Source organism: Polyangiaceae bacterium, assembly GCA_016715885.1.
GTDB lineage: Bacteria > Myxococcota_A > Polyangia > Polyangiales > Polyangiaceae > Polyangium.
The window spans coordinates 65474-80463 of sequence record JADJXL010000007.1 but is presented as its reverse complement, the minus strand read 5'-3'; the positions used below and the strand labels follow the sequence as shown (position 1 = coordinate 80463).

Here is a 14990-nt window from a genome sequence, read left to right as displayed (position 1 = left end):
TTGTTGGTGGTGCTGAAGCCCGAAGCGGGGATCGCGCAGGTTCGTCTTGCCATGTCAAGCCCCCCGGGCGGAGCGACGTCGTGAGCTCTCATCCTAATGGCCTCAAAGCCCATACTTTCGTCTGGAGCGGGCGCAGTACAGCGACCACCTTGTCGTATTGGTCATCACGTAAGAGTACATCTTTGGTATCCAAGTTTTCAACTCTACCCCCAAAGTTGACCCCCCATGTGCTCATAGTTCCCAGGATGAGCTGCGTTTCTGAGGGCAAGGCATCTCGTATGAATCGAAATATTCGTGTACGGTGCTGGGCGTCCTGGTCACTCTGATTTGGCGAATCGATAACGACGGGAAACACCACGCCTTGTGGGCGCTTACGAATCAGGTGAAGCAATGTGTACGCATATGCCAACGAAATGCGCGGCTTCTCGCTCCCTGTTCCTTCAACAAAGGATGGCGTCAAGGAAGTGAACATGTCCGAGCGCTGGGATTGTGACACGTCCAGAGAGTCGAGATGCCGGGAAAATAGCTCCCTGTAATCCTTGAGGATATCCTTTCGAAGTTGCTTGTTGATGGCTGATCTGGTCCAGCGCCGGCAATCTTCGATTTCGGCCGCCAAACGTAGTCTTCCCTGAGATAGCGAATCGATTTCTGTTTTCAATCGGGCTCTGAGCTCCTTCTTGCCCTCGGCGGCAATCAAATCTTTAAGAGTGATCTCCTTCTTCCTCCTGTCGAGCAATTCCTGCACGCGGGAAAGCTCTTCAGCATTGCGCTGGTAAGAAGCCTGTGTTTTTGCGATCTCGCGCTCAATGGCAATCAAGTCGCTCCGGAGTCGAGTAGCGATCTGCAGGCAGACGTCCTCGTCTTGAGCGAGGGACGCGCGCGATGCCATCGTATTTGGGCACGAAGCTCCGCACAGCGGACACTCGATGCGTTCCGCCACCTGGCCCATCGCAAAGAGGTAATCAAGATGAAGCTCCTTGGCTATTGAGCCCACCACATCGACCTGAGCAAGTATGGCCATCTTGCGATTATTTAGATTGACGAGCTTTTCCTTGAATGCATCGTCCTGCGCTTGGAGATTTCTGCATCTCTGCAAAATTTCATCGACCTCTGTGGTGAATTGGTCGAATTCTACGACGAAACCGTCGAAGCGGTCGCCGATACTCGTATACGTCTTGCTTATGACCTTGAGCTGCGCATCTGTGGCGTGCAAGTCTGCTTCTAGCCTGGTTTCGCGGGCTCGGTATTCGTAGTATGCATTCGGCTTCAATCCGACGTGGAAGTCTACTAATTCCTCTCGCAGGCCCGAGATGGCACTCCGAATCTTTAGTCCCGTCCAGGGCCGGATCCAGCTCTTGTCTTGGTCTATGTAATACGGGAGATACATGTATGCAGGGGGCGGAACCGATGCGCCTGCTGAGGGGATCATGAGGCCGTAGCCGAAAAATTGCGAAAAGTATTCCGAACACTCAGGCGAACCTGCTTCGACCACTCGTATCAATTGATCGCGTCCAGCGAATAACGCAATTGTATCGCCATTGCGTAGAACAGTGTAATCGCGGTCGTCGATAGCAAATTCGACGGCACTGACGGTTGCTGCACGCTCCCACCTGCTGCTCGTGGTGGAAGGCGATGCACCGAAGCAGTGCCATATCGTTCGGATCAAAGACGATTTGCCTGTTCTATTTTCCCCCTGAATTACGGTCACTTTGCGATCCAGTTCTACCATTCGGGCTCTTCTCTCCCGGGGAGACTGGATGTAAATTCGGCGCAACAACAAGCTTCTCATGGAGCCTTCTCCTCAGGCTGCGAATTAGACGGTTGTAATCCGCTCTCGGGAGCGGCGTCATGGGTGTCTGCTCTATCCGTTTCATCGTACTCCAATCGATAGAATTCCATCAGCACGGCTGCGGCAAGCAAGTCTAAGTCGCGGTATTTTAACGGCAAATGCTCTATCTCGGGCAAAACGTCGCGTACGCCACGCTCAATTAGATCACGATAGCTGTCCCAGGATTCGTCTCGTTTCGCGCTTTTGGCGAAGCGCTGAACCTCTTCCCGCACCGCACGAATTGATGCATCGTGTGGATCGCGAACGCGAGCGGCATAGGTACGCCATGCAGTCCTGATGCTTGATCGTTTACGATCCGAGTAGCCGTTTTGCGCTAGGGTAGGCTCTAGGTGCTGGAATGCTTGTTCAGGATCCATTCGTGGATCGTATTCCTTCAGCGTGTCCGTCAGTTCGCGGCGCGTTAGGGTTTTGAACCTGAATAGATCTTCGGCATTTTTGATGTTATGTAAATATTCGAATTTTGTGCGGCGTTCTACTTCAAGGCACAGGTGTCTGTATGCACCCACCGAGTTGAACCTCTGGTCGCGACAATGAGAAAATGTCTTCGCTAGGCACTTGTTGACTTCGCCAAGCAGGAATGTTTCCTGGTCTTCTAGTGGCAATGCTGTGACGATGAAGCGGACGACGTCTTTGGCTTCTTGCGGTTCTATCGTTTCACCGATCGACGCAACGTCCTTGTGAGCGCGATCCATAAGCTTGTCGAACGTCTCAGTATCAATGTCGGCGAAGCTGACTTCGTTCAAGTGATCCGAAGGCACTCCCGTGGTAAGCTTGAGGCCAAAGGTCTTATTCGAGACGAGGGCTACGAGGTGAACGTAGCCTCGGAATTTAACAATATGCAAGCATAGCTTTCCGAAAACGCTACCCGAGGGTCCGTCCGCCTCCAGCAGGGTCCCCAGCGTCCAGTGGGGGTCGGTTCTGGTTTTAACTTGATAAAACTCTGCGCGTTGCGGGGCGTCGGCAGGCTCGAAAACCACGATGTCGTCGTGAAAGTCGAACAGGACGGCGTAATCGCGTGGCGTTTGGTGCAGCGTTAGCGTTTTCCAAAGGCCCCAATGCACTTGAAAGCTCAGACGGTTGGTGGCGCGCGAACCGTCGATCTCTCTAGGGGGTCCTAAGAGCCGTTGCAGAAGGCCCGTTAGGGTCTGGTCATTATCGGGTTTGTCGGACATATGGCCAACTTAGCCTGCCTACCGAGCAGGGCGTACTACACAGGTGGATGCGGCATCAGTCAAGGTTTCTATATTCCGTGTGGGCAAATTCATCATGGCGGCGATGACCGGGACGCAGCCGGCATGTAAAAGCGCCACGAAAGGTATGCGACGAATCCGTTCGCTATTCTCGGGCCTATAGACGCGTGCAGCCTATGAGCGCGCTTCAAAAAAGGATCCTTATTCATGCTTCTCACGTGCACGCATTGTGAAGGGTTCGTTCCGACGAACGCGGCCGCGTGTCCGCACTGTGGCGCGGAATCGTTGGACGTCAAAGTACCTTCTGAAGCTCGGCGGCCTCGTCAAGGGCGTCGCCGCGGCTGCCACCGGCGGCCTCGTCGCCGTCACGCTGATGGCCTGTTACGGCGGCCCACCAGGCGACAGCTTCGATTTCGATGGCGATGGATACCCGGACTACGCCGACTGCAACGACAACGACGCGTCGATGAATCCCGGAGCGACCGATACGCTTGGCGATGGCATCGATCAGAACTGCGATGGCGTCGATGGTGTTTCGAGTTCCGAGTCGAGCTCTTCGAGTGGAAGTGGTGGAAGTGGCGGTGGCGGCGGAAGCGGCGGAAGCGGCGGCGCGTGCACTACGTGTGATCAAGCGGTGAAGGCAACGGGCCTCGGTGCTCCTGCCGATCCGTTCTGCACACCTGCAAGCGAAGCGGCGTTCGATGCGCTGAAGACGTGCACCTGCACGGACTGCATGACCGATTGTGGGAGCAACATCTGCACGGGAGCCGCGGCGACGACCGAGTGCTCGACGTGCGTCATGACGAACTGCTCGACGCAAAACCTCGACTGCGCCGCAAACTAAACATCAACGAAAGAACGTCACGACAAACCCACACGTCGTGACGCTCGCCGCAACCAAGCCCCAGCCCACCTTGCGCAAGTGCTTCGTATGCACGGGTGCGACGAGCACGCCGAGGCCCAGCACTTCCGGAACGGTACAAGCGCGATCGGCACGGACATCGGAAGTTGACCCGCGAGTGCCAAACCGACGCTCGCCACGATCGATCCGACGAGCGCAACATACGCCGTGACGATCGGCAAAGGACCGGCATGTTTCGCTCGGGCAATCACGGCTCGTACCGCGACGGTTGCGAGGGCAAACGCGACGGCCCAGACGACCCACACGAGCGCTGCGCGGAAGAGGTCGACGCCTTCGGCAAGCGCGATGGGAAAACCCACGCCCGACAGAGCCGTTGCTGCAACGACTTCTCCCAACGTCGTTTTCTCTTCCTTGCGCCAGACGAACCACACGACGATGCACGCGAGGAGCAGCGGGGGCAGGGCACCGAGACGCGCGATCGTTGGAGCAAAAAACAATCCCACGCCGCCGAAGACCACTGCGATGGTGCCCAAGAGCTTCAAGCGTTTTGCAGCTCGTGCGCCGTCTTGTGCACGTGCTCTCGCGCCGCGTTGACCGAGCAACACCAGGAGCGGTTCGTGCGCAAAGAACGTTGCGAGCGCTCCGACGGCAAGCCCGATCGATGCGACGTTGGGCGTTCCCAGCGCGAGCCCTGCGATGAGCGGCACGCCGAGCTGTCCGTACGCTCCGTGCTCACGAGGCGCGAGCGAACGTGGTGAAGACGCGGAAGTAGCGTGAGGAGTAGTCACCGACGTTCATGGATTGCACTCCGCGCACGCACTTTCAACCGTAGCGGTGATGGCGACTCGGTCGCGGGCTCCTTGCACGTTGCATCTGCGGATCTCCGCGTGCTTGCCGCGGGACTCGAGCATCGTGCATGGATGTTCGTCCGATATCTTGCCACGCGCGCGGGTTCATGCGACACGTGATCCAGGAATTGTCGCTCGAGGTTCGTCCTATGCGACCGAAGGAAATCGTGAAGCAGCTACGCCAATTCGTCGCCCTTTGCGTGCCATTTGCCGCTGTTGTGTTCGCTGGTGGTCCGCTCGGCTGCCAACTCCTCGGTCTGCCGCAGTTGCCGACGATCCCCGAGCCTCCGAAGTTCGAGCTGCCTCAAATGCCGCAGGCTCCCGAGATGCCGCAGGTGCAGGCGCCGAGTGTCCCGTCGCCGTCGCTGCCATCGGCGCCCGAGAAGCCCAAGGTCGACGTACCGCTCGATGACGACCAAGCCATCTGTTGCTTGCGCAGTGGACCGGTGCAGCAAGTGTGTGGGCCCGGCACCGAGCGTTGCTGCACGATCAAGTTCGAGCGTGACGACTGCGAAGCGCAAGGCGGCCTTTGGTTTCACTCGGTACGCGGTTGCGCTGGGGCTTGTTGAGAGCGCCGTTCAGTTTGGCATAAGGCAAATCGGGGGGTATGGGGGGTCCGAGCCTCGCCGTGCTTTTGCGAAGCAAAAGCACCGGGAGGCTCGGACCCCCCATCGTAAACTAAGCCTCGCGAAGCGCGCGTCCCACGCGCGCGAAGCGAGCGTGCAAATCCAGGCCCGCTATCAGACCGATCGCTTCCATAACGCCGGTCGATAACTCAGCTCCGTCATCAGCCGCAGGAAGTCGTCGATCTTCATGCTGCAATGCCCTTGCGCGTCGTGAATCGTGACTTCGGCACCGTCGAACCAGCTTTGCGTCGGATCCATCGGATCGTCGTAGTGGATCGAGCGGTTCGTCCAATCGATTCGAAGGACGCGAACCTTGTGCGGCGCATCGTGCAGAACCGCAGGCTCTGCGCCCGGAATGGGATTCGGCACCGAAGGCAATTGCAGCGTGACGAACACGTGATCGCCTTGGCGCGTCGATTGATCGATGATCGAAAGCCCATCTCGAACGATGTCGACGACGTCGTGCGTGTCCATTCCCAAGCGCGAAAACATGCTCGCCATGCGCGTATGCGCGACGGAAATGGTTTTCCACGTTTCGCCCGTGACCGCTGCGAGAAGCCGTTCGAAGGCGTTCATTTCGAGTCCCGAACCAACGTTCTCGTCGCCGTCGAAATGGCCATCGACGACATTGTCGTAATCCATGTTTGGATAGGCAAACTCCATGCACGCCGCTTGAAAAACGCGACTCACCGGATTGCGCCCTTGTTCGAGCGGACCTGGGCCCAGCACGTCTTCGTCGCATACGAGCTCTTCGCCGCTCTTCAGCGTCGCGCGTCCATCGCGTGTCACGAGTCCCGTCACGATGCGTGCGTATTCCGCCGGATCACGCTCTGCCATGTACCCTTCGATGCACGCGGCTCCGCAAGTTCCTTTGAGTCCTTGATTGATACGTTTCGGGTCGGCCAAATTGAACACCAGCTCGCCAAAGATTCGAGTTCGTCCGGGCTCGCGGGCAAATGGTTCCCACAAGGTGCCCTCGGCGACCGTGACGAGCGATTCCGTCAGTGGATTTTCGAGTGAATCTCGTTGATCGAGCACTCCATTTGCTTCGAGGCGTTCGAGCGCATTGACGATCTGCTCTCGCCATGCAGCGCGTTCCACGCTCGATTCTTTCGGCGCTAGAGGCGGCACCGTTCGCTGCTCTCTTCGGTCGAAGTGCGCGACGAGTCTTTCGATCGTGGCAGAAGCCATGCAAGCCGCCTTTATTTTAGGATGGCCCCGATCATCGTACTTTTCCAGGAAGAAAATGGGTGGCTTCGTTGTCCTTGCGCGTCATCTGCTATCGATTGGCGCTTGCGTATCCGCGTGTGAGGGCGGTATCGTGACCCGAGCGCGTTTCGATTAGGACGTTCATGGCGATTTCGGCGAAGCATTGGAAGCGTTTATCGCGGCTTCTCTTGGTAGGCTTGTTGCTTGCGTTTCCCTTCGTCGTGATGCGCGTGCCGCTCGTCCGCCGAGCGCTCGTGGACCTTGTCGAATTCATGCGCGAAGTGCCGCTTTTGGGCGTGGGACTTTTTTTGGTCATCGAGACGATTGCGCTGCTCGTGACGACGCCCCTTTGGCTCATGTCCGGACTTGCTGGATACGCGTATGGTTTTGGGTGGGGCCTTTTGCTTGCGTGGCCAGGCGTAACGTTGTGCGCGTGTATCGTATTTCTCGTGGGGCGAACGTTTGCGAACAAAATATTTTTGGCGCGCTCCGCTGAAACTCATTTTTGGCGTGCGGTCGATCATGCCGTGCGCACGAGCGGTTTCAAGATTACGCTTTTGATGCGTTTGGCCGTGACATTCCCGCAAAACCTCGCGACGTATATGCTTTCGGCGACGTCATTGAAGTTGCGCGATTTTGCGCTGGGAACATTTTGCGGGTTATTTCCGGCGACGGTGGTGCACGCGTACATTGGCTCGAACGTGGAGAGCGCCGCGGCGCTCGTGTCGGGTGAGCATTCGGCGCGCGGGCCATTGGCATGGGTGACGATGGTGCTGGGGCTCGCGTTGACGTTGGCTGCTGTATTCGTCGCGTCTCGATATGCGCGCCGGGCGCTCGATCAGGCGCTGGCCGAGGCTGCGCGAGCCAATCACTGATGCTGGGACAGGGTCAGCGCATTGCCATCGGGATCGTTGAAAAATGCGAGTTTCACCTTCCCATCAGGTGACGTCCAAATGCCGAGCGCATCCTGGCCCATGCCTTCGTAAATCGTGCACTTGACGCCTTTGGCGGCGAGCTCTTTCACCGTAGCTTCAATGTCTGCAACCTCGAAACCGAGCACGGGATGCGTTCGTGGCGTGAAGTCCGAAGCCTCGGTAATGCGGAGCGGCGCGCCTGCCAAATCGAAAACGGCGGAAGCATGATCCGTGTACAGGTGCGTCAAGCCAAGCGTTTCACCATAAAAGGTTGCGGATGTCTTGCGGTCGCGCGTCATGATGTAGTTGACGGGTTTTGCGGTGGATAGCATCGTCATGAAAAACCTCCCTGAACGAGTGAACGGTGTCCTGCTTTATCAAAACACGACGTGAATGCCTACCACAAAAGCAAGTTGGCTCGACAACCCTTCTCATTCGTCCCTGAAAAACGCCTCGACGTCTTCCGCAAACTCCTTCGGCGTGTCCAGCGTTACGACGTGCCCGGCATCGTACCGTGGAAACCGTATGTACCTCGTCTCCCCGTCCGCATAGTCGACTCGAATGCGACCAGGTCGCAATGAGCGCGCCGGGTCTTCATTCTCCTCCGTGACGGACGCGACCGTGTGCAATCCAAGCGCCGGAGCAATGGCTGGCGAATAGATCACCATGTCTCTCGATGCTGCCGTAATGAGCGTCCGCGTGTGGCGCAAATTGTCGAGGAACAGATCACCCCACCGCGCGTCGGGGATGTCCACGGAAAGCGCCACCGCTTCGGGGCCGCGAAAGGTAAATTCATGAGGTCGAAAACTTCCACCAAAAATATCGATCCACGACGGCAATGCTCCAAGCGCCGCATCGAGCGGTGAGGAGACGCATTGGCTGCATTGACGACGCGAAAGGCTCCTTTTCGCGATGCAGCCGAAAGTCCTTCGATTCGCTTCGGATCTACGCCAAGGCATTTTCCCAATACGTCCGGTAAAACCATTCTGTCAGTCAAGTCATCGAAGCGGCCAAACATATATCCCGAAGGACGCTCCATGTCGTACATGTCGCGGCCCACGGCATCCAGATGGTCGAGCGCATTTCGATATGCGTCACACGGCGGAGGTTTGTCCGAGCAGCGCACGAAAGGTACGCCCGTTTCGAGCGCGATATCGTCCATCACCGAGCCGGGGGCTTCCAGCAAAATGCCCGTATACGTTGCTTGATGCTCGGTCAGCCGCGGTTGCAGGAGCACTTGCGTGCCGAATTGCTCGGCGACGCGTGCCGGATCGACCGCCGCGCCTTTTTCGGCTGCGCCGGTCACTTCGAGGTGCGTGCGAATTTCATTGGAAAGCGCATTGTCTTCGTACGGTGCGGAGCCATCGCCGTACATGTCCGGATGCATCAAGAGGTGCAGCACGATCGAAGCTCGCGTGCCTCCGTAGCTTTCGCCGACGAAGGCCACTCGTGAACGTTCGAGCGTCGGGTGCGTCGCAAAAAACCGTAAGAGAACTCGTACGAAATCGGCCGCATCGAGCCACGCATTGTGGTTTCGCAATGCAAACTCGTTCGCGCGTGCGGCGGCATCGGACGGATCGTCGAGCAATCCATAAGAAAAACCTGCTCCGCGAGCGTCGATGTAAAGTGTATTTGCGAATGCGGTAAAACGGGCGGGGTTTGGCCCGACGATCGATCCGCCATTCCATGCTGGATCGATGCTCGAGCGGCCCGTGCCGAGGGCGAGCAGAACTTCGCTAGCTGCGCCGGGGCCGCCGTTCCAAAACACGGCGAGCCTTTTGTCCTCAGGTGATTCGTCGGCGGGTTGAAATGCGTAGAAGAGCCGCTGCGGAGGAACGGAACGAGCGCGTACCGAAATCGCCGTGGAGCGCGTAATCGACGGGCTCGATCTCGACAAAGCCAGCTTCGTCGATGAGATTGCTCTTTGGGAAGAGTGGCCCATCGTCGGAGCAACCACCGAGGACGAGGGAACCACAAAAGAAAGCTGCTCGAAGATACGTCATTGCATCCCATCCTATCTATTTCGTACGATGGCGTGTGAGGGAGGCCGTCGTCGATGTGCATCAACCTGAAGCGCTTTGCATGTCCACTTGTTTTCGCCGTCTCGATGACTGGATCGGCATGGGCGGACGAGCCACACGAACCGATTGCGCCGACGGCGTTGCCCGAACCGCCACTGCCTCCTCCGACGCTGCCTTTGACTCCACCGACCACGCAACCGCCGCCGCCGGTGCAAGCGCCTCCACCCTATCCGCATTACAATGTCCAAGCTGCGGGAATTCAACAACCGGCTCCCCAGGTTTCTTGGTATGGCTGGCAATCACTCATCGGTGTCGTGCCGACGCACCTCATGGCGGCTGGTGGACTTTTCGGTGGAGGGTTTTGGCTGCTCATTCCCACGGTCATTGGCGGCGTGTTCACGACGCCCATCGTGCACGGGGGTAAATGGGAATACGGGTCGTATGTATCTGAGCTTCGGAGGCAACGTTTTGGCGCCGCTGGCAGGTTGGGCCATTGGAAGTGCCGTGGATTCCCATAGTTGGTTGCCAATCTTGGGTCCATGGCTTGCCGCAGGTTTGTGGCAGGCTACCGATATCGCGTTTCTGCATTACAAGGAAACACCGGCGGCGGCACCGCGCAAGGTCGCTGGAATCGAAATTCCGATGTTTTCCGTCGCACCGATGATGGACCGCGATCGGAAAGGCATTTGGATCATGGGGCAATTTTGAAGTGTTATAAAACACGAGTTGCAGGCTTGCGTTCGTCTCTCTTTCAGGCCACCCTTCCCGTCATGGCGCCTCGGAAAAACACCTTCGACGATAAGCTCGCTCGACTTCGCAAGCTCGCGGATGCGCCCGAGGCGGAAGCCATTGTCGAATTACGTAAGCTATTGGCCGACGACAACGTCTTTTTCATTGGCGAAGCGGCGAAACTCGTCAAAACGCTCGAAGCCCGGGCGCTCGAAAAGGACCTTGCCGACGCATGCAAACGACTGCTCGCGGGAGAAGTTGCCGATCGTGGCTGCATTGCCAAGCGATTGCTCCTCGATGTGCTCGTCATGTTCGAGGCGCATGTGCCCGAATTGTACTTGGAAGGTTTGCGGCACAAGCAGGTCGAATTTACGCCGCCCGGGCCGCCGACGGATACGGCCGGAGCCGTGCGGGGTTATTGTGCGCATGCGCTCGTGCGGATCGATCATCCCGACGCGATTCTGGAAGTGGCGCCGCTTCTATTTGACGACTTGCCGGAAGTGCGGATGGCTGCCGCGGAAGCGCTTGCATCGACGGGAGAGCAAAATTGCGCCGCGATTTTGCACGCGCGCCTGTTGGCGGGAGAAGACGAAAGCGATGCTCTCGGCGCGATTTATCGAAGCCTTCTTGCATTGGCGCCGAAGAGGTACTTGCCACTCGTGGGCGAGGCTTTGCGCGACGGACAGGATGCCGCCGCGCTCGCTTTGGGTGAATCACGGTTGCCGGCGGCATTGCCGGTGCTGAAAAGCGGTCTCGAGAGAGCGTCCGGCGACCTCGAAGGGACGATCCTTTTGAGCATGGCGCTTTTGCGCATGGAGGAAGCGACGGCATATTTGCGCGAGCTCGTGGAGAAGGCGCCCGAAAATCGAGCAGCGAAGGCCATTGAGGCGCTCGCGCTGCACCGGCACGACGCGCGCGTTTCGGATCGAGTTGCCGAAATCGTGAAGGCTCGCAAATCGAAGAAGCTGGCCCGGATGTTCAGCGAAAAGTTTGGCCGGGATGTTTGATGGTGGTGCCAGCACATTGACGATCTGCCTGCGAATATCGATTCGCGCTGCAAAGAATCGTTTGCACTCAACCGAATTGTAGGGGTGGATCCCGAAAAAAATCGATTTCGTCGTGGACAATGCACATGGACTGCCCGTATTCTGGGATTTCCGCCATGTCGAACACCACGCGTCGTAGTCATCGTTGTTCGTTTCGCGGGGGGGTTGTACATTGGGAGCATTGGTCTCCTCGAGGGGGCCGGGAGCATGCGGGCAAACGCCCGGCCATATTGCTACATGGCCTGGCTGACACATGCCGCACGTGGAACCACATTGCGCCGGTGCTCGGGCGTGATCGCCATGTGTATGCGCTCGACCTGCCCGGACACGGGGATTCGTCGCGTTACGATGGATCGTACGACGTGCATTGGTATGGCGAGCTGATTGCGGAATGGATTCGGTCGCTCGACGTGCCTGACTTCGACTTGATGGGTCATTCGCTCGGTGGTGGCATTGCGATGCGCGTGTTGCTCGAGCAGCCGGGTCGCGTGCATCGATTGGTGCTCGTGGCAGCGGGCGGCTTGGGCCTCGAAGTAGCGATGCCTTTGCGGCTGGCGGCCACGACGGGGCTGCTCGGTGCGGCCGCGCCCGCGCTGATGGGCGTGGGCACGCATGCGGGCGTGCGCGTGCTTGGAGGCAACTTCAATGCGGACGAGCGGCGGCATTTGGCGGAGGTGAATGCGCGACCGGGAACGGCGAGGACGCTTGCGCGCACGCTACGCGGGGCGCTCGATATGAAGGGCCAGCGCGAGCACATGATGGATTACGCGCATCGGATGAAAGATTTGCCTCCGATTGCGGTGTATTGGGGTGACGAGGATCCGGTTTTACCAGTAAAACACGCGGAGCTCGTGCACGAATACATCGAAGGCGCCATCGTGCGGCGTTATCCGAACGTGGGGCATTATCCGCATCGCGAAGCGGTGCCGGAAATGCTGCCGGATTTGTTGAAGTTTCTGGATCAGCCGCAAAAGGCGCCGCGTTTCCGGCACCGAGCAAAAGCGCCCCGGGCAGCCGAGGAAGCGCGGTTTTCACTGTGGCGAAGGTTTGCCGAAGCGAAACCTTAAAACCTCAAATCCTTCCGCAGCTCGTCCCCCGGCAAGTCCAACGCTTCGGCCGCCTTTTCCAATGCCGGATCATCTCCCGTTGGAATCCGAATCATAAACCGCACGTACAAATCCCCCGGCTCCTTGCCTTTGCGCGCCACGCCTTTGCCCTTCAAACGCACTTGCTGCCCACTTTGCGCGCGCTGCGGCACCTTCAGCGTCACCTCCCCGTCCGGCGTCGGCACACGAATCTTGCCCCCCGCATAAGCTTCGTGAACGCTGATCGGCACCTCCACTTTCAAATCATCTCCATCGCGCTGAAAAAGCGGATGCGGCGTCACGTGAATCGTAATGATCACGTCACCAGGTGGAGCATTGCCCATGCCCGGTCCACCTTGACCCGCAACGCGAATACGACTGCCTTCACTCGCACCCGCAGGAATCCGAATCGTCTTCGCCTCACCCCCCTCGGGACGAATGTCGATCATCGTTCCTTTGATCGCGGAGACGAAATCAATCGTGACCTCGGCCTCGACGTCCTGCCCTTTTCTCGCGCGCGCAGGTCCACCTCGACGTCCAAACAAATCTCCAATGTTGCCGAACAAGTCCCCCATGTCGGCACCCCCACCAAAATTTCCTGCACATTGAACCCAGGCCCGCCCGGCCCCGCAGGTCGAGGCCCCCGACCTCCGCCGTATTGACGAACGAACCTCGCACGCTCCGGGTCGAACCCCTGCTGCAAACTTTGCTCTCCAAATTCGTCATAAAGCGCACGTTTGCCCTTGTCCGAAAGGACCTCGTACGCCTGGTTGATCTCCTTGAACTTCGCTTCGCTTGCTTTTCCCGGGTTCTTGTCGGGGTGGTACTGCACGGCAAGCTTACGAAAAGCCTTCTTGATCGCGTCTTCATCGGCATCTTTTGCAACACCGAGGACCGAGTAGAGATCACGCGCCATAACGTTCTTCTGCAAAGCGAACGACGAGCGGCCGTTCGAGTGGATTTCCGCCGACGAGACGACCCCTGAGCCCAGGGAGCCGTCCCGTCAGGCCCCGAAAGCCTAAATCTCCGATGCGACTCCGTCTAGGCTCCGATGCGCCACGTCGTTCCGGTCGGGCCGTCGGCAACTTCGATGCCGAGCGCCTCGAGCTCCTTGCGGACGGCATCGGAGCGGGCGAAGTCCTTTGCTTGTCGAGCTTGGTTGCGCTCTTCGATGCGCGCATCGATGTCCTCGGCGGTCTTGCCGAGCAGCGACAAACGTCGCGTGCGCGTGCGCGCTCGGTATTCTTCGAGCGGCGTTTGCATGATGCCGAGCGGTTCGACGCACGACCACAGCGCCCTCGCCAGCATGCGCGCAACGAGCGGCGCGCTCTTGGCAACTTCCGGATCCTTGCGACGTTTCTGCGCCAAGTCGACCACTTCGTTGCCCGCTCGAGCCACTTCACCAATCACCGCCAGCGCGACCGGCGTGTTGAGGTCATCGTCGAGCGCCGCATCGACTCGACTACGCGCCGTCGACGCAAGCTCCATGAGCGGCGCCATTTCCTTCGGCATCCGCGTCGTTTGCGCCGGCCCCGATTCGTCCACGCCCCCGGACAGCTCTGCGAGCGTGACGAGGCGACCAATCGTTTGGTACAGGTAATCCATGCGCCGCTCGGCCTCGAGCACGCCAGGAAAAACCACGCGACCATCCTCCAGTTTCTCCGTCTCGAACTGTATGGGCCCGCGGTAATGCACCGTCAGCAGGAAATATCGCAATGCTTCGGGATCGTTGCGGTCGTAGACGTCGCGGATCGTGACGAAGTTACCCAGCGACTTCGCCATTTTTTCTTTGTCGACGTTGACGAATCCGTTGTGAATCCAAATATTTGCAAATGATCCTTCACCTGGATGTGCCGCTTCACTCTGTGCAATCTCGTTTTCGTGGTGCGGGAACACGAGATCCATCCCGCCGCAATGCACATCGAAGCCAAATCCGAGATACTTTTCGGCCATCGCCGAGCATTCGATGTGCCAGCCCGGACGCCCTCGGCCCCACGGACTTTCCCAACCCCACGCATCCGCGGCCGCGCCTTTCCAGAGCGCAAAATCCAGCGGATCACGCTTGATTTCGGACACTTCGACGCGCGCGCCCGAAACCAAGTCGTCCAAGTTGCGATGCGACAGCTTGCCGTATTCGCGGAACGTCCGAACCGCGTAATACACGTCCTTCACGCCGCCAGGCATGTCGACCGCGTACGCTGCGCCTTTGTCGATGAGCACCTCGATGATCTGAATGATCTCCGCGATGTGATCGGACACGCGCGGCGTGTGATCGGGCGGCTTGCAACCGAGCGCTTCGATGTCTTCTCGGTACGCTTCGGCCATGCGCGCCGACAGCGCCATCGGCGCTTCGTTATTTTCCTTCGCACGCGCCAAGATCTTGTCGTCCACGTCCGTGATGTTGCGCGTGTACACCACGTCGATTCCTTGGCCGCGCAAGTGCCTCACCAAGATGTCCGGGGCGAGAGCCGCGCGAGCATGCCCGACGTGCGAAATGTCGTAGGTCGTCGGACCGCAACAATACACGCGCACCTGGCCGGGCCGTTTGGGGACCAGCGGCACGAGTTTTCCGGTCATCGTGTCGTATAGGCGCAGGGCGATATGGGGCATG

General features: G+C 58.6%; 15 protein-coding genes and 1 pseudogene. 7 read left to right on the top strand and 9 right to left on the bottom strand.

Annotated features, from left to right (window positions below; translation table 11 throughout):
* Positions 1 to 88: 88 nt before the first annotated feature.
* Positions 89 to 1789 carry a hypothetical protein gene (locus IPM54_10975; protein MBK9260347.1) on the bottom strand — a complete coding sequence of 567 codons (1701 nt, stop codon included), beginning with the start codon at positions 1787 to 1789 and terminating at the stop codon, positions 89 to 91.
* A complete protein-coding gene (locus IPM54_10970; GenBank protein MBK9260346.1) occupies positions 1786 to 3021 on the bottom strand; it encodes a DUF4297 domain-containing protein in 1236 nt (411 codons plus the stop codon). Before IPM54_10970 ends, IPM54_10975 begins: the two co-directional genes overlap by 4 nt.
* 289 nt (positions 3022 to 3310) lie before the next feature.
* Between IPM54_10970 and IPM54_10965 the strand changes: the two genes are divergently transcribed.
* The gene (locus tag IPM54_10965) at positions 3311 to 3883 is read left to right on the top strand and encodes a putative metal-binding motif-containing protein (protein ID MBK9260345.1); all 573 of its coding nucleotides are present in this window, start codon (positions 3311 to 3313) and stop codon (positions 3881 to 3883) included.
* A gap of 17 nt (positions 3884 to 3900) precedes the next feature.
* Here IPM54_10965 and IPM54_10960 read toward each other — a convergent pair whose 3' ends face one another.
* Positions 3901 to 4608, bottom strand: a complete 708-nt coding sequence (locus IPM54_10960; protein MBK9260344.1) for a YwiC-like family protein — start codon at positions 4606 to 4608, stop codon at positions 3901 to 3903.
* A gap of 248 nt (positions 4609 to 4856) precedes the next feature.
* Between IPM54_10960 and IPM54_10955 the strand changes: the two genes are divergently transcribed.
* On the top strand, positions 4857 to 5318 hold the full coding sequence (locus IPM54_10955; protein MBK9260343.1) for a hypothetical protein: 462 nt from the start codon (positions 4857 to 4859) through the stop codon (positions 5316 to 5318).
* Positions 5319 to 5489: 171 nt separating this feature from the next.
* Here the strand turns inward: IPM54_10955 and IPM54_10950 are convergent, their stop codons facing one another.
* Positions 5490 to 6566: a hypothetical protein gene (locus IPM54_10950; GenBank protein MBK9260342.1), complete on the bottom strand. Its 1077-nt coding sequence runs from the start codon at positions 6564 to 6566 to the stop codon at positions 5490 to 5492.
* A gap of 161 nt (positions 6567 to 6727) precedes the next feature.
* Between IPM54_10950 and IPM54_10945 the strand changes: the two genes are divergently transcribed.
* Positions 6728 to 7459 (top strand): VTT domain-containing protein, encoded by a 732-nt coding sequence (locus IPM54_10945; protein ID MBK9260341.1) that lies wholly within the window; start codon positions 6728 to 6730, stop codon positions 7457 to 7459.
* On the opposite strand, the gene IPM54_10940 is transcribed toward IPM54_10945, so the two are convergent.
* The 3 genes from IPM54_10940 to IPM54_10930 all read right to left on the bottom strand — a co-directional run bounded on the left by IPM54_10940 (position 7453) and on the right by IPM54_10930 (position 9395).
* Positions 7453 to 7836, bottom strand: coding sequence for a VOC family protein (locus tag IPM54_10940; protein ID MBK9260340.1), 384 nt, complete (start codon positions 7834 to 7836; stop codon positions 7453 to 7455). The two genes, IPM54_10945 and IPM54_10940, sit on opposite strands and share 7 nt — an antisense overlap.
* 93 nt (positions 7837 to 7929) lie before the next feature.
* A complete protein-coding gene (locus tag IPM54_10935; protein MBK9260339.1) occupies positions 7930 to 8166 on the bottom strand; it encodes a hypothetical protein in 237 nt (78 codons plus the stop codon).
* Positions 8160 to 9395 (bottom strand): hypothetical protein, encoded by a 1236-nt coding sequence (locus IPM54_10930; GenBank protein MBK9260338.1) that lies wholly within the window; start codon positions 9393 to 9395, stop codon positions 8160 to 8162. Before IPM54_10930 ends, IPM54_10935 begins: the two co-directional genes overlap by 7 nt.
* A 210-nt stretch (positions 9396 to 9605) precedes the next feature.
* Between IPM54_10930 and IPM54_10925 the strand changes: the two genes are divergently transcribed.
* From IPM54_10925 to IPM54_10910, 4 genes are all read left to right on the top strand, one after another.
* Positions 9606 to 10037 (top strand): hypothetical protein, encoded by a 432-nt coding sequence (locus tag IPM54_10925; GenBank protein MBK9260337.1) that lies wholly within the window; start codon positions 9606 to 9608, stop codon positions 10035 to 10037.
* Complete coding sequence (locus tag IPM54_10920) at positions 10024 to 10227, top strand: hypothetical protein (GenBank protein ID MBK9260336.1); 204 nt, start codon at positions 10024 to 10026, stop codon at positions 10225 to 10227. The genes IPM54_10925 and IPM54_10920 overlap by 14 nt, the downstream gene beginning before the upstream one ends.
* A gap of 62 nt (positions 10228 to 10289) precedes the next feature.
* On the top strand, positions 10290 to 11255 hold the full coding sequence (locus IPM54_10915; GenBank protein ID MBK9260335.1) for a HEAT repeat domain-containing protein: 966 nt from the start codon (positions 10290 to 10292) through the stop codon (positions 11253 to 11255).
* 155 nt (positions 11256 to 11410) lie between these two features.
* Positions 11411 to 12361 carry an alpha/beta fold hydrolase gene (locus IPM54_10910; GenBank protein ID MBK9260334.1) on the top strand — a complete coding sequence of 317 codons (951 nt, stop codon included), beginning with the start codon at positions 11411 to 11413 and terminating at the stop codon, positions 12359 to 12361.
* Here the strand turns inward: IPM54_10910 and IPM54_10905 are convergent.
* Both IPM54_10905 and IPM54_10900 read right to left on the bottom strand, forming a co-directional pair.
* Positions 12358 to 13295, bottom strand: a pseudogene (locus tag IPM54_10905) (DnaJ domain-containing protein). The gene IPM54_10910 and the pseudogene IPM54_10905 sit on opposite strands and share 4 nt — an antisense overlap.
* A 125-nt stretch (positions 13296 to 13420) precedes the next feature.
* Complete coding sequence (locus IPM54_10900; GenBank protein ID MBK9260333.1) at positions 13421 to 14980, bottom strand: cysteine--tRNA ligase; 1560 nt, start codon at positions 14978 to 14980, stop codon at positions 13421 to 13423.
* Positions 14981 to 14990: the final 10 nt, after the last annotated feature.

What these genes read in the sequence shown, in the direction of transcription:
- IPM54_10975 (MBK9260347.1), bottom strand. Translation starts at nt 1,789, where the DNA reads ATGAGAAGCTTGTTGTTGCGCCGAATTTACATCCAGTCTCCCCGGGAG.
- IPM54_10970 (MBK9260346.1), bottom strand. Translation starts at nt 3,021, where the DNA reads ATGTCCGACAAACCCGATAATGACCAGACCCTAACGGGCCTTCTGCAA.
- IPM54_10955 (MBK9260343.1), top strand. Translation starts at nt 4,857, where the DNA reads ATGCGACACGTGATCCAGGAATTGTCGCTCGAGGTTCGTCCTATGCGA.
- IPM54_10950 (MBK9260342.1), bottom strand. Translation starts at nt 6,566, where the DNA reads ATGGCTTCTGCCACGATCGAAAGACTCGTCGCGCACTTCGACCGAAGA.
- IPM54_10945 (MBK9260341.1), top strand. Translation starts at nt 6,728, where the DNA reads ATGGCGATTTCGGCGAAGCATTGGAAGCGTTTATCGCGGCTTCTCTTG.
- IPM54_10940 (MBK9260340.1), bottom strand. Translation starts at nt 7,836, where the DNA reads ATGACGATGCTATCCACCGCAAAACCCGTCAACTACATCATGACGCGC.
- IPM54_10935 (MBK9260339.1), bottom strand. Translation starts at nt 8,166, where the DNA reads ATGGTGATCTATTCGCCAGCCATTGCTCCGGCGCTTGGATTGCACACG.
- IPM54_10925 (MBK9260337.1), top strand. Translation starts at nt 9,606, where the DNA reads ATGACTGGATCGGCATGGGCGGACGAGCCACACGAACCGATTGCGCCG.
- IPM54_10915 (MBK9260335.1), top strand. Translation starts at nt 10,290, where the DNA reads ATGGCGCCTCGGAAAAACACCTTCGACGATAAGCTCGCTCGACTTCGC.
- IPM54_10910 (MBK9260334.1), top strand. Translation starts at nt 11,411, where the DNA reads ATGTCGAACACCACGCGTCGTAGTCATCGTTGTTCGTTTCGCGGGGGG.